Annotated in this window: 25 protein-coding genes and 2 tRNA genes; 12 read left to right on the top strand and 15 right to left on the bottom strand. The window is 42.6% G+C overall.

What is annotated here, in order from left to right; genetic code table 11:
• Positions 1-4: 4 nt before the first annotated feature.
• Complete coding sequence (locus LBB20_03150) at positions 5-802, top strand: thymidylate synthase (protein ID MDR2735806.1); 798 nt, start codon at positions 5-7, stop codon at positions 800-802.
• Here the strand turns inward: LBB20_03150 and lpxK are convergent.
• From lpxK to LBB20_03165, 3 genes are read right to left on the bottom strand one after another with little or no spacing between them, the layout of a single operon-like run.
• A complete protein-coding gene (gene lpxK, locus LBB20_03155) occupies positions 747-2015 on the bottom strand; it encodes a tetraacyldisaccharide 4'-kinase (protein MDR2735807.1) in 1269 nt (422 codons plus the stop codon). The two genes, LBB20_03150 and lpxK, sit on opposite strands and share 56 nt — an antisense overlap.
• The gene (locus tag LBB20_03160; protein ID MDR2735808.1) at positions 2012-3079 is read right to left on the bottom strand and encodes a hypothetical protein; all 1068 of its coding nucleotides are present in this window, start codon (positions 3077-3079) and stop codon (positions 2012-2014) included. The genes lpxK and LBB20_03160 overlap by 4 nt, the downstream gene beginning before the upstream one ends.
• Before the next feature lie 10 nt (positions 3080-3089).
• Positions 3090-3761 carry a DUF502 domain-containing protein gene (locus tag LBB20_03165; protein MDR2735809.1) on the bottom strand — a complete coding sequence of 224 codons (672 nt, stop codon included), beginning with the start codon at positions 3759-3761 and terminating at the stop codon, positions 3090-3092.
• Between the two features lie 94 nt (positions 3762-3855).
• Here LBB20_03165 and rpmG point away from each other — a divergent pair, with 94 nt between their 5' ends.
• A complete protein-coding gene (gene rpmG / locus LBB20_03170) occupies positions 3856-4026 on the top strand; it encodes a 50S ribosomal protein L33 (GenBank protein ID MDR2735810.1) in 171 nt (56 codons plus the stop codon).
• Between the two features lie 9 nt (positions 4027-4035).
• A complete protein-coding gene (gene ybeY / locus LBB20_03175) occupies positions 4036-4512 on the top strand; it encodes an rRNA maturation RNase YbeY (protein ID MDR2735811.1) in 477 nt (158 codons plus the stop codon).
• 35 nt (positions 4513-4547) lie between these two features.
• On the opposite strand, the gene LBB20_03180 is transcribed toward ybeY, so the two are convergent.
• Both LBB20_03180 and LBB20_03185 read right to left on the bottom strand, forming a co-directional pair.
• Complete coding sequence (locus tag LBB20_03180) at positions 4548-5912, bottom strand: diadenylate cyclase (GenBank protein MDR2735812.1); 1365 nt, start codon at positions 5910-5912, stop codon at positions 4548-4550.
• A 74-nt stretch (positions 5913-5986) separates the two neighbouring features.
• Positions 5987-6601: an SIS domain-containing protein gene (locus LBB20_03185; GenBank protein MDR2735813.1), complete on the bottom strand. Its 615-nt coding sequence runs from the start codon at positions 6599-6601 to the stop codon at positions 5987-5989.
• 140 nt (positions 6602-6741) lie between these two features.
• On the opposite strand from LBB20_03185, the gene LBB20_03190 reads away from it, so the two are divergent.
• Both LBB20_03190 and LBB20_03195 read left to right on the top strand, forming a co-directional pair.
• Positions 6742-8610 carry a GreA/GreB family elongation factor gene (locus LBB20_03190; protein ID MDR2735814.1) on the top strand — a complete coding sequence of 623 codons (1869 nt, stop codon included), beginning with the start codon at positions 6742-6744 and terminating at the stop codon, positions 8608-8610.
• A gap of 2 nt (positions 8611-8612) precedes the next feature.
• The gene (locus tag LBB20_03195) at positions 8613-9341 is read left to right on the top strand and encodes a ComF family protein (protein ID MDR2735815.1); all 729 of its coding nucleotides are present in this window, start codon (positions 8613-8615) and stop codon (positions 9339-9341) included.
• On the opposite strand, the gene LBB20_03200 is transcribed toward LBB20_03195, so the two are convergent.
• Complete coding sequence (locus LBB20_03200) at positions 9342-11816, bottom strand: DNA topoisomerase 3 (protein ID MDR2735816.1); 2475 nt, start codon at positions 11814-11816, stop codon at positions 9342-9344.
• A 95-nt stretch (positions 11817-11911) separates the two neighbouring features.
• Positions 11912-12538 carry a DUF2062 domain-containing protein gene (locus tag LBB20_03205; GenBank protein MDR2735817.1) on the bottom strand — a complete coding sequence of 209 codons (627 nt, stop codon included), beginning with the start codon at positions 12536-12538 and terminating at the stop codon, positions 11912-11914.
• A gap of 120 nt (positions 12539-12658) precedes the next feature.
• Between LBB20_03205 and LBB20_03210 the strand changes: the two genes are divergently transcribed.
• Positions 12659-12735 (top strand) — tRNA-Asp (locus LBB20_03210).
• 267 nt (positions 12736-13002) lie between these two features.
• Here LBB20_03210 and LBB20_03215 read toward each other — a convergent pair.
• A tRNA-Gln gene (locus LBB20_03215) sits at positions 13003-13076 on the bottom strand.
• Positions 13077-13203: 127 nt separating this feature from the next.
• Here LBB20_03215 and LBB20_03220 point away from each other — a divergent pair.
• Positions 13204-13524: a hypothetical protein gene (locus LBB20_03220; protein ID MDR2735818.1), complete on the top strand. Its 321-nt coding sequence runs from the start codon at positions 13204-13206 to the stop codon at positions 13522-13524.
• A 9-nt stretch (positions 13525-13533) separates the two neighbouring features.
• Here the strand turns inward: LBB20_03220 and LBB20_03225 are convergent, their stop codons facing one another.
• Positions 13534-14250 carry a hypothetical protein gene (locus tag LBB20_03225; protein ID MDR2735819.1) on the bottom strand — a complete coding sequence of 239 codons (717 nt, stop codon included), beginning with the start codon at positions 14248-14250 and terminating at the stop codon, positions 13534-13536.
• 90 nt (positions 14251-14340) lie between these two features.
• Between LBB20_03225 and gpmI the strand changes: the two genes are divergently transcribed.
• The gene (gene gpmI, locus LBB20_03230) at positions 14341-15993 is read left to right on the top strand and encodes a 2,3-bisphosphoglycerate-independent phosphoglycerate mutase (protein ID MDR2735820.1); all 1653 of its coding nucleotides are present in this window, start codon (positions 14341-14343) and stop codon (positions 15991-15993) included.
• A gap of 2 nt (positions 15994-15995) precedes the next feature.
• Positions 15996-16859, top strand: a complete 864-nt coding sequence (locus LBB20_03235) for a prepilin peptidase (GenBank protein ID MDR2735821.1) — start codon at positions 15996-15998, stop codon at positions 16857-16859.
• On the opposite strand, the gene LBB20_03240 is transcribed toward LBB20_03235, so the two are convergent.
• Positions 16856-17149, bottom strand: a complete 294-nt coding sequence (locus LBB20_03240) for a hypothetical protein (protein MDR2735822.1) — start codon at positions 17147-17149, stop codon at positions 16856-16858. The two genes, LBB20_03235 and LBB20_03240, sit on opposite strands and share 4 nt — an antisense overlap.
• Positions 17150-17424: 275 nt before the next feature.
• On the opposite strand from LBB20_03240, the gene LBB20_03245 reads away from it, so the two are divergent.
• The 3 genes from LBB20_03245 to tsaD all read left to right on the top strand — a co-directional run bounded on the left by LBB20_03245 (position 17425) and on the right by tsaD (position 18894).
• Positions 17425-17583, top strand: coding sequence for a small basic protein (locus LBB20_03245; protein MDR2735823.1), 159 nt, complete (start codon positions 17425-17427; stop codon positions 17581-17583).
• 92 nt (positions 17584-17675) lie between these two features.
• Positions 17676-17882 (top strand): hypothetical protein, encoded by a 207-nt coding sequence (locus LBB20_03250; GenBank protein ID MDR2735824.1) that lies wholly within the window; start codon positions 17676-17678, stop codon positions 17880-17882.
• A 1-nt stretch (position 17883) separates the two neighbouring features.
• A complete protein-coding gene (gene tsaD / locus LBB20_03255) occupies positions 17884-18894 on the top strand; it encodes a tRNA (adenosine(37)-N6)-threonylcarbamoyltransferase complex transferase subunit TsaD (GenBank protein MDR2735825.1) in 1011 nt (336 codons plus the stop codon).
• Here the strand turns inward: tsaD and lpxA are convergent, their stop codons facing one another.
• From lpxA to LBB20_03280, 5 genes are all read right to left on the bottom strand, one after another.
• Entirely contained in the window at positions 18895-19677 is a 783-nt protein-coding gene (gene lpxA, locus LBB20_03260; protein MDR2735826.1) for an acyl-ACP--UDP-N-acetylglucosamine O-acyltransferase, read from the bottom strand.
• A gap of 20 nt (positions 19678-19697) precedes the next feature.
• Positions 19698-20756 (bottom strand): phenylalanine--tRNA ligase subunit alpha, encoded by a 1059-nt coding sequence (gene pheS / locus LBB20_03265; GenBank protein MDR2735827.1) that lies wholly within the window; start codon positions 20754-20756, stop codon positions 19698-19700.
• A gap of 24 nt (positions 20757-20780) precedes the next feature.
• Entirely contained in the window at positions 20781-21146 is a 366-nt protein-coding gene (gene rplT / locus LBB20_03270) for a 50S ribosomal protein L20 (protein ID MDR2735828.1), read from the bottom strand.
• Positions 21147-21214: 68 nt separating this feature from the next.
• A complete protein-coding gene (locus tag LBB20_03275) occupies positions 21215-21409 on the bottom strand; it encodes a 50S ribosomal protein L35 (protein ID MDR2735829.1) in 195 nt (64 codons plus the stop codon).
• Between the two features lie 95 nt (positions 21410-21504).
• Positions 21505-22287, bottom strand: coding sequence for a DNA/RNA nuclease SfsA (locus LBB20_03280; GenBank protein MDR2735830.1), 783 nt, complete (start codon positions 22285-22287; stop codon positions 21505-21507).
• Between the last annotated feature and the right edge of the window lie 29 nt (positions 22288-22316).

Consider the following 22316-nt stretch of genomic DNA (forward strand, 5'->3'; position numbering starts at 1 on the left):
GCCAATGAAACAGTATTTGGATTTGTTAAAATATGTTCTTGAGAATGGAGAACTTAGAAAAGATCGTACCGGGACTGGTACCCTGGGTCTATTTGGGGCCCAGCTTCGGGTTAACCTGGAGGACAGATTTCCGCTGGTGACCACGAAGAAAGTTCATTTCAAATCGGTGGTCTACGAATTGCTATGGTTTTTAAAAGGATCAACTAACGTTAAGTATTTGCAGGATAACGGTGTAAAAATATGGAACGAGTGGGCCGATGAGAACGGTGATCTTGGTCCAGTCTATGGTAAGCAATGGCGTAGCTGGGGTACCAAAGATGGCAGGGAAGTGGATCAAATCGCACGTATCATCAAGCAAATAAAGGAAGATCCTTATAGTCGTCGTCATTTGATCAACGCCTGGAATGTGGGTGAGCTGGATAGGATGGCATTGCCACCATGTCATTCCCTGTTCCAATTTCACGTATCTTCTTCTGGTGCACTGCGTTGTCAGCTATACCAGCGCAGCGCTGATATGTTTTTAGGTGTGCCGTTCAACATCGCGTCATACTCGCTTCTGACATTGATGGTCGCCCAGGTCTGTGGATTGAAAGCTGCTGAGTTTGTCCACACTTTCGGCGATGTTCATATATATACAAACCATATTGACCAGGTGAAGGAACAGCTATCCAGGGAACCAAAAAAATTGCCCAGGGTGATGTTAAACCCCGAGGTGAAGGATATAGATGATTTTGTCTATGAAGATATTACCCTGGTTGAGTACGATCCGCATGGACCAATAAAGGCTCCAATTGCTGTGTAGCCCGGGAACCTGTCTGTAAAAAAGCCAGCGCATGTTCCAGTTCTTGCTCATCCGAAAGAAGTTCTATTTCTACACGCAGATAATAGGCCGGTAGAGAAAATTTGAAATCTTTCTCCAGCCGTACGGAGTCTTTTTCAGTTGTAACTATAACATCTGCACTGACATAGGATGCATTTTCATCCATGCGCTCCAGTTCACCTATCAGGAATCTATGGTGGTCGAGAAATCTTCTTTTATAGACCACATGACCGCCGATGGTTTTTATGAAGTTTTCAAAGCTATCTGGCATGGCGATGCCACTAAATACGGCCACACGCTTGGCTTTCAAGTACCGTAACGGCTTGATGGAGTTATCTCCTAGACTTACCAAATGCTTTGGTGTGTGTCGACAATATATTATTTTCGCATTTCGGTTGTGTTTACGGATCGTTTGCTCCAGTTTTACATCGGCCCTGTCATCGGACTTTGTAACAACCACACAGGAGGCTCGGCTGATATGGCTTATTGGTTCTCTAAGTATCCCACAGGGAAGGAGTTTGCCATTGCCAAAGGGATTTGTCCTGTCTATCAACAGCCACTGCATATTTGTCGACAGCCTGAAATACTGAAAGCCGTCGTCTAGCAAAAGCACGTCGGCGCCAAATGTTTTTATGGCGTAATTTCCTGCCTTCACCCGATCCTTGTCGACGATCACCGGTATGCCAGGCAAATTCCTTGCAAGCATAAATGGTTCGTCGCCGGCTTTTTCCGAACACAGCAACAGGGTCGCGCCATTACTAACAACTTTAGGTGGAGGAGGTTGTCTATGAGTCATCCACCTAAAAAATCTTTTTATCAGTGGATCTTTTTTACTTTTATAACCTCGGCTTATGATAGCAACCTTTCTGCCTTCTTTGAGCAATTTTTTCGCCAACATTTCCGTGACCGGTGTTTTTCCGGTGCCGCCAACGGTTAAATTTCCAATAACTATGACCGGACAGCCAAGGGAAAATGATGTTAAAATTTTGTTTTTGTACATCACTTTTCTTATTTTTACGATGATGGTGAACAGGTAGGATAGTGGCAGGAGCACGGATATGAACAATTTTGATTTGTGGTCAGTCCTTCTTCCATAGAGCACATCGGACAGAAACTCCGCCAGTGCATCTGTTTTTCGCTCAATATTCCTGATTTTTTTTTTGAAAAAGTACCTGATTTTTCTTATTTGTCTCATAGCATGTGCATACACCTTCTATACAGGTTCACCATGACTTCTTGCTGGGAATCATGGCGTTTTATAAGCAAAAAGAACGTGTTGGAAAATAGGAGTTGAAATTCCATTAATTGTTTTATTGTGAACATATTAGTGCTTGAAGCAATTTTGTTAATATACCAGGGATTTTGACTAAAAATGCTGTAGCTGGTTTTAGGTTTTCTGGTATCCTGATCAATTTTATATTTTTTTTCAAGCCCATTTAGCATGTCCTGGGTCAGGTTCGTTTCAATGTTATGTAGCCGGCGCAGGGCGGCGATTTGTAACATCAACCTGGTTCTGCTCTGTAGCGCCGATAGCAATGGTCTGGCTTCGGAGGTTTTGGCAAAATATTTACCTATGGTTTTAATGGCAATTTGGTGATTTTTTTGAAAAAATAGATCAACGGTTTCAAAGAAATCGCTATCCTGCGCTTCCGTGACAACGTCATCTATGTCTTTCTCTAGCACAGTCTTTCGTGGATATATATAGGTAATAAGTTTATCAATTTCGTTGAAAATAGTCCGAGAATCGTTGCCGGTTTTTGAGATTATTTTTTCCAAAAGCGTTTTGGTCAGTGAGATTCCATTGCTCTCGAGATAGTTCGATACGGCTGTTAGTGTGTTATTTAATTTACTTGAATCCAAGTACTTATAATTGCAAACCTCGGACAGTATTTTCAGAAATCTGGATCTTCTGTCCACCGGAGAGGCAGACAGGATAAGATCGCAATGATTGCATTGTTTTATTTGGTCTATCAGTGTGGAAATTTTTTCACGAACGGCTTCAGATTTGCTTAGGGCGTTGTCTCCCAAGAAATTAGCATTTCGTAACCAGAGGAATTTTCTGGCACAGAACATCGGCAAGGTTGCCAGCGAAATGCATAGGTCTTCCAACAGGGTTATTGTTTCGTTAACCGTTGAACAGTAACAGTTAAAAATCTCGGCAGCCGACTCATCCGGGCATAATTTTTTGTAAATTTCACCAGCAACCCGATCTACCATAAAATCATCGTTGCCACAAATAAAATGACAATTTTGGTTCATGCATTATTCATTAATTATCTAAGATTGTGCCGTTTGTGCCGGATACACAGGGGGTTACAACACCGCCAGATATGATCATTTTCATGCCATCAGCCACGGACATGTCGAGATAAATCACCTCGTCTTTTGGTATTAATAGAAGAAACCCGCTGGTTGGATTTGGGGTAGTCGGAACGAGGACATTGACAACGGGTTTGCCGACGTTTTTTTGAATCTCACCACCGCTTTCACTAGTAACGAAGCCAATCGCATAGGAATTTTTGTGTGGAAACCTGACCAGCACGGTGTTCTGAAAAACCGCGTCCCGATTTCTGCTGAATGTTTCGACGATCTGTTTTACCGTTTTGTAGACCGTGTTTATGAACGGAAGTCTGGCGATGACTTTTTCGGTCAGGCTTATTATGCTTTTGCCCAGCACATACTTAGATAGAAACCCGAACAATGCTATGGTGATAACAAGCACCAGTGTGGAAAATACGTTGATGATGGTGTTCATCCAGAACGCACTTGGGATAGATATTTTGAAAAAACTCAGAAAAAACTTGCTAGCTGGTGCTCCTACGTAATCCAAAAGTAGATCAACCACAATTATGGTTATTCCCAACGGTAGTATCAGTATGAGCCCCGTTATCAATGCGTTACGCAACTTCTTCAACATGGACTGCATTGTGTAATTTTTCATCAAAGATTACAATATTAATTAATTTATATCAAAACCAGGCCCTGTAATAATTTTGAGCATTGACAGTGGATCTAAAATTGCTGAGGTGCTGTTTATGCCAAGAGAACATGTGATTTTGGAGTGCACCGAAGCTAAACAGGAGGGAAAGCCTGTGTCGCGGTACATGTCCACAAGGAATAAGAAGCTTCAGACCGAGCGCATTGAGAAAATGAAGTATAATAAGTTCCTTAGGAGGCATACCCTTCATCGGGAAATTAAAAAGTAATTTGCTCCGGTGCAACGAGTTGTTAGTGTATTAGATTCCTGTGAAAATTTCCTGGTGAATCAACGGTTGGTGGTTGCATTGTTTAGATATTTGGATGACATTGGTGTCTATAATATACCACCGGGGGATTTGTCCGTAGCCTTTGTCAATGAGGCTGTTATGGCTTCTCTTCACGGTAGGTTCCTCGATGACCCGGTTCCCACCGATGTGATAACCTTCGATGGCGATAGCCAGATGAATTTTGCCGGAGAAATCATCGTATGCCCAGATTATGGTTATGATCGCTGCAATGAATTTGGAACGACTTTAGACTCGGAAATCATGCTCTACCTGGTCCATGGATACTTGCATCTGGCTGGGCTAGATGATGTTAATGATAGAGATCTGGCCGAAATGAGAGAGGCTGAAGCAAAATGTATGGCTCATCTGAATTCGGGTATGAATTTAGCTAAAAGCCCTTGTTTGATAAAATATATTGGGTCCTAGTTTGAAGATTTTTTGACCCGGGCCGGTGTTAACATCTATATGGTGTTTGCTGAAAGGCTTTGTTCCGACAATGGCGTCATTTTACCGTCCTTGAACAGAGTGATTTGGTTTGTACTTTCCGACACGGTGATTGCCAGGCTGTTGGAAACAAGCGATATGATTGCTGCGGCTGCATGTCGAGTTCCCAGGCCGCTTGGCATCTGGATCTTATGGTTGTTTGGCGCCTGTATTAATGTGCCGGCCGATTCTATGACGCCATCGCCCCGGACAATAAATGCGCCATCTATGGATGAAAATTCTTTCACCGTTTCAGCCATAAACGGGTTCAGAATATTCCTTTCATCCTCTTTGTACCCAAAGAACGGGTTCAGAACCAGTTGCTTAGTAAACGGTCTTATTTTCTCTATATCTCCCAAAACAAATAGACAGCCAACGGGTTTCCCCTCTCGACCTTCTATGGAAATATCGCCAACTATGGCCAGTAACCGCTCAAGGACTTCAGGTCTAATGCCATCATGCAGAAACATTTTCCCATTGGTCACCGATGAACTGAATTCTTTGGCTATATCTATGATAGATATGGTATCAAAAAGATTACTTTTGGTTATACCGGAGATGCAGCATATCTTTTCATCGCCTTGGATTAATCCTCGGGTTAACCCTATTATTATCGCGCTTCTCAATTGAGCCAACCTGTGAGATGAAAAAGATTGCACAAAAATCACATTGTTAGAGAGACTTGGCCGAACCGAACCGGCAGTTGTTTTCTGTGTAACAAACAATATCTTCAATTCATTGAACTTGTCCATGCCAGGGTAGTAATCGCCGGTTATGACATCATCGAAGATCATTACGGCAGAACACCTGGCGGCGGTGGCTATCTGTTTGGCTTTATTGAAAATTAGGTTATTGAATTTCGTTTCACCGAGATTTTCGGTGGGCTTACTTTTCCCAAATATCTTGCCTATTTCCGATCTAAACGCGGACAGAGAGGATTGGTTCTGTAAATTATTTATCGTGGATTGATCCTGTAACATTCTTGCTAGCGTAGCCAATGTGCTCAGGTATAAGCCTTCACCTTCGGCTGATAGCAACAAAAACAATATTTTTATCTGTTTATAACTCGATGAATTGTCATAGGACAGACCATTGGGGCAGCGGCCGATGGCAAAAACATATGGTTTTGTCATCTTCAATTTAGCATGGGGCATGGCTATGCCGTCACCCAGATAGGTTGTTATGGTCTTTTCAGAATCTAGAATGCGTTGAAGGATTTCATTGTCATCGCCGGAGGATTTTGGAAGATTGCATATTTTCAAAAGCTCGACAATGGCACCATTGAATGTCTTGCTTTTGATATCAATAATCCTGTCCTTTGCTAGAAACCTGTGTAGATGCATTTAAATAACGGAGTTATCTTAATATCTATACGAAAGTATGCTAGCAAAATTTTAGCATTAACCTATATTTTTTTTTAGTTATCAAAGAAATATTGCTCTATGGTTAAGCAAATTGTATGGTATACAACGACATGCAGTTCTTGGACCAGATAAGTCTCGATTTCAGGTACCCGGATACAAACGGTACAATAATTGGCCAATTGGCCACCGGTTTTACCAGTAAGGCCGATTACTTTCATTTTTTTTGCCAGTGCAGTCCTGGCAGCCAGTATAATATTTTTTGAATTTCCTGAGGTTGATATGGCCAGGAGAACGTCATTTTCTAGCCCAAGACCAAAGACTAGCTGGGCAAATACATATTCCGGCGAGCAGTCATTGGCATAGGCGGTATTTAGAGAGACAAAGTCTGGCAATGAAATCGCCGGAAGAGATCCCTGTAGGTGCTCAAGAAGATCCTCGCCAAGGTCATTTTTAATATTACCAGTGATTTTGCGTTTAAGCTTGAACCCTTTCAATAATTCGGCCGCCATATGTCCTGAATCAGCGGCGCTTCCGCCGTTGCCACAGAGCAAAAGCTTGTGTTTTTTTTTGAAAGAGTCACATAGAAAATCAATGGAATTTGACATATCGGCTTCGCAACAACCGAGATTAGGATGTCGATCCATACATAATTTTATGTAATTTTTCATAGAAATATTTACAAAAAGTCGTAAAAATGCTTACATCGTCAACTGACGATGATTCTAGGGATAAAAGTATTGATAAAGGTTGAAATTATTAATCAAGATATTTAATGTCTAGAAATTGTTGTATTACCTAAAAAACTGAAATGGAAAAAGAGACGGTGGAGAATATTGTGCGTAGGCAGTCATTGCTTGATCACGAAATTGCCAAATTGTATAAAATGGCTAACGGTGCATTTTGTATGCATCAAAGCTGGGGATTTGGCCAGATAAAAACCTATGACAAAGGCCAAAATAAACTGTTGATCGTCTTTGAGGATGGAGCCGAACATGCCATGGATCCAGCATTCTGTGCCAAGAAGTTAGAAATTCTCGACGACAATAATGTTCTGGTCCGATTTCATAAGGATAGGGCCGGGATGTTGAAGTTGGCAAAGGAAGATCCGGTTGGCCTTATTATCGAGATGATGGCGGCAGAGGCTGACCGAGAAGTTGCTGTGAGCGAGATTGAAAGGGTGTTTAAACGGATAATCGGCGACTTCGCCTATAGAAAATGGTGGGCTTCGGCAAAAAAATTACTTGCAAAGGATCCTAGGATTTGTCGGTCCGAGGCAAAATCGAATACGTTTATTCTGAGGGAAGAACCTGTAAGCCAAGAGGATACAATACTTGAACAGCTGCGTATAAACCGAGATCCACTCAAAAGGGTACAAATTGCAGAAAAAATCCTGGCATTGCCAAAGGAAAGCCGTGCTTCTCTTGAGGCTGACATAGCTGGTATTGTTGATGACTTGACCGCCTACCTATCTGTTGAGGATCGCAGGCTTACTATTGCCCAAAGGCTTCAGTGTTGTTGGGTTAGGAATGATCTTGCTGCTCTGATCGGCTATGATGTGGAGTCATTGGAACCGTCACCTGAATCCATAGTTAAAGACAGTTCGAATTTTGCCAAGCTGATCGATGAGTTACCAGTAAATTATTATCAAAAATTTTTAGGACTGATAACCTGTGCCTACCCTGACGAATGGGAGTCGTATTGTTCCAATTTGTTAAAAAATAGCAAAGGAAAATTTACCAATGAATGTGTGCTGTTTTTGATGGATAGAGGATGCGAAGAACTTCTGGCGGACAATTTGCTTAAGTGGTTAAACGAGAGGTCGTTGAAATCTTCGGTCCTGTTGTGGCTTGTGAAAAACAGACATGTGAGGAAGTTTGTGAGTGTGATACCTCCAGAGATCATAGGGCCACGATTATTAAAGGCGATATTGATGGCAATAGATACGGAGGCGTTGCTTGGTTCTGGCACCAAAAGGATTCCACTGGCTGATATTTTGAGTGAGGATAGGAATTTAATTAAGGATTTGTTGGTTGGTGCAAATGATGATAGTGCGAAGGATTTAGCTCAAATACTTATTGCTAGCCAAGGATTTGATGATTTGACCAAGAGATCACTGCTGGCGAGATTTGTCAAAGAATTCCCCGAGGTGCAATCGGTTATTTCAAGTAAACAGGGTGCTGTTAAGGAGGAGGACATTTCGTTGATGGTTTCCCAGGCCAGTTTCGATGCTCGGACCAAGGAATATGAAGTTATTGTTAATGAAAAAATCCCTGCAAACAAACGTGCCATTGAGGCTGCACGAGAACATGGCGATCTTCGCGAAAATTCCGAGTATAAGATGGCTAAGCAGGACCAAGATACGTTGCTTGCCCGGAAAGCCCTATTGGAATCCGAGCTTAAGCGGGTTAAGATAATTGATTTTTCTGAGACGCCGGGCGGTGTCGTTTCCCTAGGATCTGTCGTTAAATTGAAAGCTGCCCGGGGCAAAGAGACAGCCGAATATGCTGTGCTGGGAGCCTGGGATGGTGATCCGGTCCATGGTATTTTGTCCTATAAAACACCGTTGGGCCAGGCGTTACTTGGTAAAAAAGTCGGAGATGTGGTGACAATTAAAATTGGCACAAAGGAACAGTCTTGGGAAGTTCAAGGTATAACTAGGTGGGTTGACCGCAAATAGTTATGAACCTGTCGCTGGGACTTAATATCATTGTTGATTTACTGTTTCCGCGCTATTGTTGTTCCTGTGGTAGACTGCTTAGGGCCAGCGAGTTTCGCTACCTGTGCGACTACTGTGTTTCGCAAATATGCCGCATAACCGAACCGCTATGTCTATCCTGTGGAGCTCCTTTTCACGGTTATATCGCCGATGATGGTAGGATTTGTGCCAAATGTAGGGTTAATCCTCCGAAGTTCAACAGGGCCATATCCATGTGGGTGTTCGATGGCGTTGCCCGGAAGATTATCCATGAGCTGAAGTATAAATCCGGAGAATATATGCTGCTGGACATTGAACGTATGGTTTCTCAAAACAAATCATTTATAGAACTAATTTCTTCCTCTGTTCTTGTGCCCGTGCCAATCCATTGGCGGAGACTTTTTTACCGTGGCTATAACCAAAGTGAATTGATAGCGAAGATGTTATGTAAAATTACCAAAAATTCGACGGTGAGGAATTTGTTGATCAAAAAAAAGCATAATCGGTCCCAGACGGAGCTGTCGTCGGACAATAGGGTGAGAAATGTGGCCGGGTCTTTTGCCCTGTGCAAGAAAATCGATTTGCCAAAGCATGTCAAAATTGTTATTGTAGATGATGTTATGACCACCGGCGCGACGGTAAACGAGTGCGTGAAACAATTCAATGAAGAGGGCTATTATAACCTGTTTGTGGCGACACTTGCCCGGGATTGATTACTTCTTGCGGCTTTCCTTGGGCTGAAACTCGAAGCCTAGTTTGCCTTCTTTGAAAATCAAAGCCGCCGAGAAAAGTCGGCCGGTTTTTTTTGATCGAAAGCCCTCTATCACGTCTGTTTTGCCATTGGCTAGAAGTTTAGCCGCCTGCTCGCGAGTTAACTCTTTCCCTAGCACATACTTACCGATTCTAAACATGCATCTGGAGGCTTTGTCTTTTTTTATGAAATTTTCGCATATGTAGGCGTTTTCATAGTCGTAGACTGTGCCGTCACAATTTTCGCACTGGCATTTTCCTATTCCCTCGTAGCTGCGCAGTCTTTCGACGGTGATCGTGGGATCGTCCATGTGTTCCAGGTTTTTTTCAAATGAAAAATTGACCTTGCCGCTATCGTCGATGATCAGTGATGCCGAGTATAATTTACCAAGTTTGGATCGGAACCCTTCCAATGGACCAACCCTTTTATTGCGTAGTAGTTCTTCAAATTCAGAGATTGCCATCCTCCTGCTGGAAAGAGTTTTAAGCAACACTATCTTGCCATCTTGTGACCGAAAGTCCTTCAATGTTTCCTGCATTGGAAGGTTGTCGCTGGGTGATATCAGCGTCGATAGCCTTATAATTTTGTCGGCTTCTTCAAAAAGTTTTATCTTTTCTACGATATCTTTTGTCAATGTGATAATGCCGTTGATAAATGATTCTCTATCGAGGTTGCCCTGTTCCATCTGGCGCAGTTTGTATTCCCATTCTCCGGTCATGGTAGGGCTTGATAAGACGTTGATGTTGAAGGCGTCTAAGAATGTAAACAGGTCTTCAGCTTTGGGTGTAGGCATCAGGTCTCGTTTGTTTCTTTCGATGTATTTCAGGGAAATCAGGTGATCTATTATCTGGGCCCGGGTGGCAGGAGTACCTAGGCCACGTTCCTTCATAGCCTCTGCAAGTTCTTCATCGTCAACCATTTTACCAGCACCTTCCATCATCGCCAGAAGCGTTGCCTCGGTGTATCTTGCCGGTGGTTTTGTTGCTTCTTTGACCGCATTTACTTCCAGTACATTTGCCTTGGCAGGATTTCCATCTTGTTCTGCCAAAGCTGGTATTGTTTCGGCATCCGGACCGGTCGCTGACCTTCCGTATACGGCCAGCCAGCCAGGTTCTGCCAAGACCTTACCTTCGGTCAAGAATTCCAGTTCTCCAACTTTTGATACCCTGGTTGTCACGTTAAATTCGGCTGCCGGAAAGAAAATCGCGATGAATCTCAGCGCTATCATGGCATAAATTTTTGATTCTTCATCGGATAGCGATATGGGCTGTTTGACCGTGGGTATTATCGCAAAATGGTCGCTGATCTGTTTGTTGTTAAATATTTTTTTGTTGGTCGGGTCTACCCAGTTGTTTTTCAAGACCGTGTCTGCGAATTCTTTAAATTCCTGGCTGACGGACTCCAATACCTGGATACAGGTTTGGCTGTAGTCTTCAGGCAGTGCGTTCGAATCAGTCCGAGGATAGGTGATACATTTGTGTTTTTCGTAGAGTGATTGGGCAATATTTAATATCATGCCGGCCGGCATTCCATAGCGAGTATTTGCCTCTCGCTGCAATGTGGTCAAATCATAGAGCCGTGGAGCGTTTTGTTTTGTTCGTTTCTTTTTTTCAGATACCACGGCAACTTTGACCGCATTGACTTCATCGATTATTTGAGTTGCTTCCTCCTCGGACCACAATCGGTCAATCCGGTCCTGGCAATCATTTTTGTTGATCTTTGGTTTATTGAATGTGCCAGTATATGAGCCGTTTGTGATGCCGAAGTTTCCGACGATTCGCCAGTAATCCCTTGGTATAAAATTGATTATCTCTCGTTCCCTGTTGCAAATCATGGATAGGGTCGGGGTTTGAACTCGCCCTACGGTTGCCACATTGCCGATTCTTGAGCGAAACATCTTTGTTGTCACGGCCCTTGTTCCATTTATGCCAATTAGCCAGTCAGCTTCTGACCGACATTTGGCGGCATACTGCAAATTCTTCATTTCTTCTTCATCGCGTAGATGCAGGAAGCCATCTCGTATTGATTCTGTGGTCATCGACGATAGCCACAGCCGTTTTATTATTTTTTTACAGCCGGCTAATTCGTATATATAGGTAAAAATGAGCTCGCCCTCACGGCCGGCATCACAGGCATTTATTATTACATCTATGTCCTTGCGTGCCATGAGCTTCTTGAGCTCGTTAAATTTTTTTTTGGTCTGTTCTATGGGTTTTTTTTCAAATTTTTCCGGTAGAATTGGCAGAGTGTCGAGGGACCACTTTTTTAGGCTTGCATCGATATCCTCTGGCATGAAAAGTTCAACCAGGTGGCCGACGGCAGAACTAACAACATACTCATTATTTTCATAAAAATCATCGTGTTTTTTAAATTCTCCGAGAACATTTACGATGTCCCGAGCAACACTGGGTTTTTCAGCTATAACCAATTTCTTCATAATCAACACAACGCTATTATAGATCAGCTAGAGGTAGGCCTAAAATAAACGCCATTAGTACACCGGTAATAAATAATATAATTTGAATAATTCAATCAATTTAAGTTATTGTTTTTTACCAATTTTTCGCAATGTTTACTATTTGTGGAAAATTTGTTAGCATAGTATTCATATATGCAGCTGGAAACCCAGCCGGCGATATATCCGCATATTATGCCACCAAGGGATATGGTCGAAAAACATCGGAAAACCCGTTCTCCTCCGTTTATAATATCGCCCATGCTATTGATCGATAGGCCAAGGTTGTCATAGCTCTGTTCGATAGACTTAAGGTGTTCAGTACCAAATATATTTGTAACAAAGTAACCGACCTTGTAATCCAGCCACCATAGGAATGGTACGGTGAATGGTGTGGAAACGAATTGCAATGCTACAAGGATCATGATGTTGGCCCGAAACAACAGCGAAAGTATACAGGCTATGATGATTTGACCGCCCATCACCGGAAGCATGGTCAATACCCAGCCAGCATATAATGCCGGTACGGCTTCAGTGACTCGAAATGACCATAGGTAGGAACGTTTTCTGGCCGAATTGGCGAACCTTCCGATGACTGGATATTTATGTATGGTTGCCTTTCGTGGCATGTATTTAAATATTTTTTTGATCCATCGAATTCGTTTATGTCTATTTTTTTTGAAAATTTCGTCGCCATTTGACATGGTGTAATTAAATAGTAAATAGAGTTGTTAACAATAAGAAATATGACTGCCATACATGTTTAATGCCAGAAACAGCTCTTGACAAACCGACACTAAGCTTCAGATTTCAAACATTGGCCGGGGGTAGTAGCTCAATTGGTTAGAGCGCCTGCCTGTCACGCAGGAGGTCGCGGGTTCGAGTCCCGTCTATCCCGCCAGAGTAGGATCTCGTCCTAGCTACTAAAGTTTCGTGTTGTTGCTCATTTTTGAGATATGGCCGTAGGGTATGATGGTGTGTTTGGTGTTGTAACCAATCAGCCGATGGCCAAGCTATTTTAAACATTCTTCGATACTATTAGCCATTTCTAGTCAAATGTGATTAGTATAGGGATGATAATTTTATACAGGTGAAGTCGGTGGCCATGCTGAATTATGTAAGGAACTATTGAATCCATCGAATATTGGTATATCTGTATAAATCTTACTGGCTGCCCGGCTAGGATTCGAACCTAGACAAACGGAGTCAGAGTCCGTCGTGCTACCATTACACAACCAGGCAATAACTGCACCCACGACTAATATAAGTACTATTGATTTCAAGTTGTAATTATTGTAAGTGTAAATAATTATATATTTATGAATAAATTTCTTGATAATATCTGACCTAATTTTATGCTTAGTATTGTATGGATGAGAGTGGAAATAAATGTTTAGTTACAGTATATCTTAACAAGGTTGAAAAAAGTAATGTTATTCGTGGTGAATTTAATAAACTTGGGTTACATAATTCATTTACGCGCGACGGTAAGGTCTACGATTTGCCGGATAATATGTACGTAAAATCTACGGTTGGAAATAATCAAGATGCCATAAGAGATGCGGTACTAGATGATGTTAACAAGGCTATGCAGTCGAAAGGGTTAAGCGATTGCAGCATAGGCGTTTTTGTTGGCAAAGATTGGACCAAAGACGCCATAGTAGATTATAACAAGGGTGATAAAGTATAGTAGCCAAAATCATGGCTGTTTTGGCTTTCTCCTTGAACGTGTTATTTTGACTTCGGGGCTGGAATTACTTGCTAGCATAATAGGTGTCACGTTGTCTGAAATAATTCCAGCTGTGCTTGGGTTCGCTTTACCTGGGTTTTTGTTAGTATTCTTAACTAGTTCGGTCGACATTTTTTTCAGCGCTTCTTCCTTTATAGAGTCCAAAATAGTATTATTGTGCTTGTCATTGCGTTTTTCTAATTTTATTGTAGCTCCCTTTGTAGACAGCTTTGGGAATGTAAATGTCATTAGTTTACCGTTACATTCGGCGATATAGTTACATAGCTTATCTCGGAACATTTCCAAATATTGAGGTGGTTTTTTTTCGATGGTTCCAGATGTGTATAGTATTTTTGCCGATGGTGACAGGGAATCTTTACAGATTTCATTTCCTATTACCACATGATCCTTGGCTTCGGAGATCGGCACAACACATATGGCCGGGTTACCATTCCTAAGGCCTTCGACCATAATTGTTCCACTGTCAGCTTTTATTGCCGAAGAATCGAAGAGTCGTATTTCACTTTTCTTGTTATCTGGTTCGAAGATTATGGCATCACCATTCTGTAAAATCAATTCCTGATCTTCTGCCAGCGATGCCGGTTTATTTATCACCAAATCCCTGGCAAATGATATGCCCCCAAAAACCCCAAATAGAGTACACAAAACAAATATTTTCCTTTCCATATTCCAAATCCAGGTTACACAACCTAATCTGTTTCTAAGTGTTATGAAAAAAAGCAAAAGATCAATAGTAATTTTTTGGTGAAACAATCCATGGATCGGTTTGTTTTAATAATTATAAATAAAATACTCGCTAGAAGAATCAAGGGCATTAAACTGTCATTCATGGGGTCAGTTAATAGGCCAGTGATTTTAGTGATTCGTGATGGCTGGGGAGAATCGCAGGACGATACACTCGATAGATGGAATGCTATTAAGCATGGCAATGCCAGGTTTCACGATAATGTTCTAAGTTCTTGGCCCTGTGTGGAATTGGCAGCCTGTGGGCTGGATGTTGGGTTGCCAGAAGGAATTATGGGAAACAGCGAGGTTGGTCATCAAAACATTGGTGCCGGACGGATTGTGGATCAGGAAATTGTCAGGATTGATAAGGCCTTTGCCAGCGGGACAGCGAGTGGTTTGCCTGCCCTGAGAAATGCGCTGGCGAATGTGATCAAAAATGATTCAAAGCTGCATTTGTTTGGGCTATGCTCGGATGGAGGCGTTCACTCCATGTTGAGGCATTTATATTCCCTGCTCACTATATCGAAAGCCGCTGGGCTCAAAGATGTTTGCATACATTTTTTTGCCGATGGCCGTGACACTCCACCGAAGAGCGGCAGGGATTTTTTAAAAGAACTGGAGGCCAGGTGCAAAGAGATTGGTATTGGGACTGTTGAAACAGTGATAGGCAGGTTTTGGGCGATGGACAGGGACAATAGATGGGCTAGGGTAGAGAAAGCATATAGTTGTCTCACAGGAGGTTATGCAAAAAAGGCCAGTAATGCAATGGAGGCAATTGAAGATTATTACCAAAACCCATTGGAAAAATCTCAGACCGGCGATGAATTTATTACGCCAACCCAGATAGTAGGAGCAGACGGAGTGTTTGACGGTGCCGTTGAAGATGGGGATTCGGTGGTGTTTTTCAATTTTAGAGGTGACCGGCCACGGGAATTGACCCGGGCGTTTATAGATGATGAATTTCAGCATTTCGATAGAGGCCGTAAGCTGGATTTATTTTATGCAACGATGACCGAATACGAAAGCGACTTGTGCAGCAATGTGATATTTGAGCGGAACCAAAAGATGAAGAATATCCTGGGGTCCTATGTTAGTGACCTTGGCATCAGGCAGTTTCGGTGTGCTGAGACGGAGAAATATGCCCATGTGACATTTTTTTTCAATGACTATAGAGAGGAGCCATTTCCATTGGAAGATAGGAAGCTGATACCGAGTCCAAATGACGTGCCAACCTATGACAAGGTGCCGGCAATGAGTGCGTTAGCAGTCAAAGATGCTGTTATCGAAGCATTGAAATCAGAAAAATATGGATTGATCGTTGTCAATTTTGCCAACACCGATATGGTTGGGCACACCGGCAATTTTGAGGCTGCAAAACAGGCTGTGGCTGTGGTTGATTCCTGCGTGGAACAAATCTGTATGACGGTGGACAGGGTAAATGCCATTGCTGTGATAACCGCTGATCACGGAAATTCTGAACAGATGTGGGATCCAAAAAATAATGTTCCGCATACACAACATACTTTAAATCCAGTAAAATTAACGATTTATGGCAATGGCTGCAACTCTTTGAAGTTAAGGAAAACCGGGCGGTTGGCAGACATTGCACCCACGGTTTTGCAATTAATGAACTTGCCAAGTCCGCCGGAAATGACAGGTAATTCTCTTATAATAGAAAGCTAACTATGAGTTGTGCATGTATGCAATCGGTAGATTTATTTGTACATTCTAACTTGTTTTATCTGTTAGTGTTTATGGTTGGTGCCTGTGTCGGAAGTTTTTCCTGTGTGTGCATCACAAGGATACCGAAGGGTGAATCCATAATTTTCCCTCGGTCCCATTGTGTCTGCGGTAAAATTATCCCGGCATGGCTGAACATTCCGATTATCAGTTGGTTGATCCTTAGAGCCAAGGCCAGGTGCTGTGGAGCTGGTATAAGTGTTGGTTATTTTGCCATAGAAGTTCTTGTGGCTGTGCTATTTACGATCTTATGGCATGTTACCCAATCAGCTTTATTTGTGGTTGGTTCGATTTTGTTCGTTATTTTAGTCATAGCTTTGGGTATAGACTTCGATAGGATGATGATTCCAGATTCGCTTACCGTTGGCGGGACGATGGTTGGTATTATTGTAAGTGGTCTTTTACCGTGGTTCGTGAGTTCTGGCGGTGTGTTTTGTGGAGTTTTAGAGTCGGTAAAAGGTCTGCTGATAGGCTCGAGTTTGTTACTGTGGATCGCGATAATATCTGAATTTATACTTAAAAAAGAAACCATAGGCTTTGGCGATGTTAAGCTGATGGGTTGCATAGGTGCGTTCTCTGGTACAAATTGTGCTATATTTTCCATTTTTGGTGGCGCAGTGATTGGGTTGGTTACCCTGTTCCCAATTTGGGCTATCCATTGTAAGCTCAACAATAAACCTCTGGGCATGGGATGCCAGTTACCTTTTGGACCGTTCCTTGCACTGGGAGCCATATCCTACTGGTTATTTTTTAAAGAGGCCGTCGACAGCAGTTTTTCAGAAATGATGATGCTGCTATCCCAGGTCTAGAATGTAGGCGTTATGTTGTTATCCTCGCCGGCATTTGCGGTGAAATTTTCGCCCTGGCACCAGGTGGAATCATTGATGAGCAATTTATACTGAAAATTAGTGCATTTCTTAGAGCTAGCGACCCATGTCCAGATGTTATTGCCGTTGTTTTTCATTGGGATACCTTTTGTCCAGCTTAGGCCATCGCCTTCTCCTCGGATATATAGAGTATTGCCCCAACCGACGTCAATGTTGGCGAATATTTTTGTTGCATTGTCTTTGGTTTTGACGATGGAGTTTGGTTTTTTCACAGCTTTGCTGTCATCGGTAGGTTTAGGTCCGGTCATTGATTTAGCCACAGTTTTAATCATTCTATTAAAAAGATGCGATTATTCAAGAAGAAGATTTTGATTTGTGAAAACTTCGGCTAAAAACTAAAAAGTATCAATGATGCCGGGAATATTATGTTTTTTCCGTTTTTCCGTTTTTCCGTTTTTCAGGTTTTGGTATTTAAAATTAGTCATTTTTAGCTTGAGTTTCATTATATTTACAGTTAGATTCGATGACATTTAGTGTGATTTGTGATATGACTCAACATTCAAGTTTTAAACGGGCCGGTTCAAGTGTGGGCAGTAAGCGCAGTGTGCTCAAAAGGTTAGAGAGAGTGGATTTGCTGCGGAAACGAAATCAGTGGAAGGAGGGCAGAAGGCTGTTTGGCTTGCCCAAAACCAAGCCAGAGGAGTAGCTGATTTGGTTATGGTTCATTCTCAACGGGAATGGTGTTTTTGCGTTTTCTGGACTTTCTGTGCTTTTTATGTTTTTTATGTTTTTTTGCCGGTGTCTTGTTTTGGAAGCGGTGACGCTTTGTTTGTTGTAGTCCAGGAAGATGCAGATCATGTTCTGGCTGCTGGCTGTTTTGACACGGTTCCTTTATTTCTGCAAACGGAGAATAACTATGCATTAAAACTGGAAAGGCCAAGCCATGAAGATGATATTATCGTTCCATTAGAGCATGATATAGAGTTGTTTCCAGATTTTGAGTAGTATGAATATTATTGGAATCGAGAGTTCCTGCGATGACAGTTGTGTGGCTGTTTTTTCCGGAAAATCTGGTATTATTTTTGAGCGTAAGATATCGCAACTGGCTGTACATAAAAGGTTTGGAGGTGTAGTTCCGGAATTAGCTGCTCGGGCCCATGTGGATAATTTCGCTCCATTGCTCTATGAACTGAAGAAAAATGGGTATTTGGATCTAAGGTTCAGAGTAGCAGTCACCTATGGGCCTGGGTTGGCTGCTTCACTGAGTTTGGGCATCGCATTTGCGAACACCATTTCTGCGATGTTTCGCAGCGAGATCTGCGGCGTCAATCATTTGAGAGGCCATGCATTTTCGCCATTTATATCGATATTTCCAGCACAAATTGATGATTTTTTGCCACATCTAGGCTTACTGGTATCCGGTGGAAATACGATTTTGTTTGAGATTTGCGATAGTTTCGAGATCAAAGTTCTTGCCGAGACCGTCGACGATGCGGCTGGAGAAGCTTTCGATAAGGGTGCTAAGTTATTGGGACTGAGGTATCCAGGTGGTCCGGAGATAGAAAAACTGGCCCAGAATGGGGATCGGAATGCATTCAAATTTCCGCGGGCATTTTTTGGCAAGGATGCCATGAAGTTTAGTTTTTCCGGGTTGAAAACCAGCCTTCGATATATGCTGGAAAAAATCGCCGATGACGAGGTGTTTGCAAAGGAGCTCCCGAATATTTGTGCGAGTTATGAGGCGGCCATAGTGGATGCGTTGGTCGACAAAGTTGCGGTGGCGTTGGACAATAAAAGATATGTCAGTATTGGTGTTTCCGGCGGAGTATCTAATAACATGTTGCTGCGTAACAAGTTGACAAATTTGGCCCGGGCCTGTGAAATAAAATTGCTTTTGCCGGAGTTGAAATATACCGAGGACAATGCTGCTATGATAGCCTTTGCAGCGCATGTAGATGGCGCCCATACGCTGGCCGATGTTAAAAATTTCAACACCGGATTAAAGATTTACAGTTGATCACTTTCTTGGTGTGCAAAAACCTTTGGGTGCTTGATTTTTGAAAAAATTCAGAAATTGAATCGTTTCTTTGTGCTTTATCTTATTGTCGGAGAGCAACTTTTCGGCACGCTCGCCCAGTTTTCCTGACATTTTTTTGAATATAGTGACGAAATATTCCGACAGTTCGCTGATTGCTGCCGAGGTTACGCCACGGCGACCTAGGCCTACGAAATTTAACCCTATGAGTTCGTTTCGGTTAGCGACTATGCAGTAGGGCGGAACATGTTTGGATGTGCCGGAAATTCCACTGACTATCGTGCCGATACCCAGGAGGCATCCCTGATGAATGGCCGAATTACCTCCGATGAAGCAGTCATTTTGCAGGTGTACGTGCCCGCCGAGCAAAGCATTATTCGCGAGAATGACGTTGTTTTCGAGGACGCAATCGTGGCCCACATGGGAACAGGCCATGAGTAGGCAGTCGTTCCCAACCCATGTTGATTTATCTTTTGCCGAGGCTGCACTAAGCGTAACATGTTCTCGCACAACGGTGTTATCTCCTATCGTAACGGTGCCAATGTTGTTTAGGTCAACATTGGTTATCTGCGGAAGGCCACCTATGGAAGAAAAACTGTCAAGGAGACAGTTATTTCCAACAGTGCAACGACTTATAATACAATGGGACCGGATGACCGTGCCATTTCCTAATTTAACACCTTCTCCTATAACTGAATAGGGCCCAATCGACACATCTTCTCCCAGGACGACGGAATCGCTAACTATAGCAGATGAATGTATCATACAAAACCGATTAACGAATTCTAAGCAAACTGGTTTAAGAATCTTAAGTCATTCTGATAGAACATCCTAACATCATCAATGCCCTGTAGTAACATCGCGATCCTTTCCAGACCAACGCCGAAGGCGAACCCTGACAGTTGGTTGTAATCGTAGCCAACAGCCTTAAATACTTCTGGATCAACCATCCCGCAACCAAGCACCTCTATCCATTTATTACTCAGCGTTCCCAGGTTCTGTGACAGCATATCCACTTCGAAACTTGGTTCGGTAAATGGGAAAAAACTTGGCCGTAGCCTAACCTTTATGTTATCGCCAAAAAGACCACGTAGCAAAAAACCAAGAGTCGCTTTCAAATCACAAACCGTAACGCCCTCAGCTACATAGAGGCCTTCGCACTGGTGAAAATTTGCACTGTGCGTCGCATCAACCGTGTCTCGCCGGAATGTCCTTCCTGGCGCAATTATTTTCAGTGGTGGCTTCTCCTTTAACATGGTCCTGATCTGAACCGTGGAAGTATGAGAACGCAGTAAGTAGCGCTCGGTTAGATGCTTACTGGTCGATGACACCCTAATATCATCCTGGAGAAAGAACGTATCCATCTCGTCCCGGGCTGGATGGTTTTCAGGTGTATTAAGTGCTTCAAAGCAAAACCATTCGGTTTCAATTTCGGTTTCACGAGCCAGGGTGAATCCGATGCTACTGAAAATTTCTTCGATTTTCCTTTGAGCCTGGGTGATTGGATGCAGTGTCCCTCCGGAAGCATATCCGTCAATGGAAAACTCAACCTGTTCTGTTTCAAGCTTTTTTGTAAATTCAGAAGCTTCGATTTCCTCGGCCTTTTCAGCCACAAGCCGCTCTAACTCGATCTTTATATTGTTTATAACCTTCCCGGCGGGTGGTCTCTCGTTTACTGGCAAAGAAGCAAGACTCTTCATAGCCAGGCGAATAACTCCCTGGTTACCAAAGATTTTCGTCCTCAGCTGGTCTATTTCCAAAAAAGATGTAACACCAGCAACTTCCTGCTTCAGGTCATCAGCGAGTGCAACCAACGAAGCCATATCTACCGCATTCGGAGTCATAAAAGTGATGCACAGTGGAATTAGTTATAGTCCATGGCAAAGAGATGCTTTGGCTTTTTCAACAATGGCTTTAAACATGGAATGGTCATTTATTGCCATTTCACTCAATGACTTACGGTCGAGATTAATCTGAGCTAGCCTGAGGCCAGCAATAAACCGACAGTACTGCATACCCAGTTCACGGCAGGCTGCATTGAGCCTAATTATCCATAGTTGGCGCATCTGCGTCTTATGTTTTTTTCTGTCTCGATAGGCAAATTTACCAGCCCGGTAAACCTGTTCCTTGGCGTATCTATACAACCTTGATTTATTGCCGAAATATCCACGCGCCATCTTCAAAACCCGCTTTCTGCGTTTTCTTGTAGCTACGGCATTTGTCACTCTTGGCATACTTTCCTCCTTATCTGTAACCGAATACAATCGGATATAACTGACCTAACATCTTTTTAACCAACGCATTAAAGTCCAACGGCTATGGCTCCTAATATTCGCTTGGAAAACCCTGCCGAGGCCGGATGATCGTGTCTGGCAAATCTCCTTTGCTTTACAGTCTTGTTTCTCAGGAAATGCCTATGGCCAGAAGTTCTGCGTAGTACTTTGCCACTTTTGGTCACCTTAAACCTCTTTACGATGGATTTGTTAGTCTTCTGCATAAAACTTTGTATACTCAATGCATTTTAACCAAAGTTGTAAAGCATTTTCTTTAATAAATAAAATATAAAATTTTTCGAGCAGATACCTCGGTATTTTAGTATGCAGAGACTTTCTGTCTTGGCAATCTGTTTATTGTGGAGGTAATTTCGAAATAGCGCAAAAAATCGACACCAAATCTATCTATGGAAAGATTCAGTTGCCATACCTCTATTCCTTTTTTCATTGAATCCTTCATGGCCTGGAATATTTCCGTGTTATATTTACTTGGTGGCGGAGGGACAAACTTTGGTGCATCAAACACAAAGCAGGTTAGTAGAATGGCTCGATTATTTTTCTCCAGACTGTTGCCTAGTTCCTGGACATGTTTAATGAATCGATCCAAGGTCATCAGTCCATGGTTCGGTAACTCCTCTCCTGGCTTTATAAATAGATGGATGAGTGGCATTTTGACTTCGATGTAGGTATTTCCTACGCAAAAATCCAACCTTGAGGAGCCAAGAATTTGTTCCCGAAGGACCGGTTCCCCTGGCGGAGCCAGGTTTTCAAGTCGGCCGGTTTTCAAAAAATATTCCACATATTTGTTTACGGCGGTTTGATTAATCCCGATCCAATTTTTTTTTGGATTATCGATGGTGTCCAGGGAAAATGCTTCCACGGTGTAATTGGTTTTACGGTGGCTATTGTTGGATTTAGAAAGCAGACAGGGCACATTGCTGAAGACGATTTTACCAACTTTTCCGGTGGTGGGACAATGGCATTTTTCTATTTTTCCTTCGATCTCCACATACATCAGAAAACGACTTGGCCTGGATTTTATGATTCCTTCGGTCAAAGGAGTACTAAATTTAAATCCAGAAGAATCATACGAAGGCTTCATAGGACATACAACACCCAATCCGACCGGAA

This window comes from Puniceicoccales bacterium, from assembly GCA_031283585.1.
Classification (GTDB): domain Bacteria; phylum Verrucomicrobiota; class Verrucomicrobiia; order Opitutales; family LL51; genus JAIRTH01.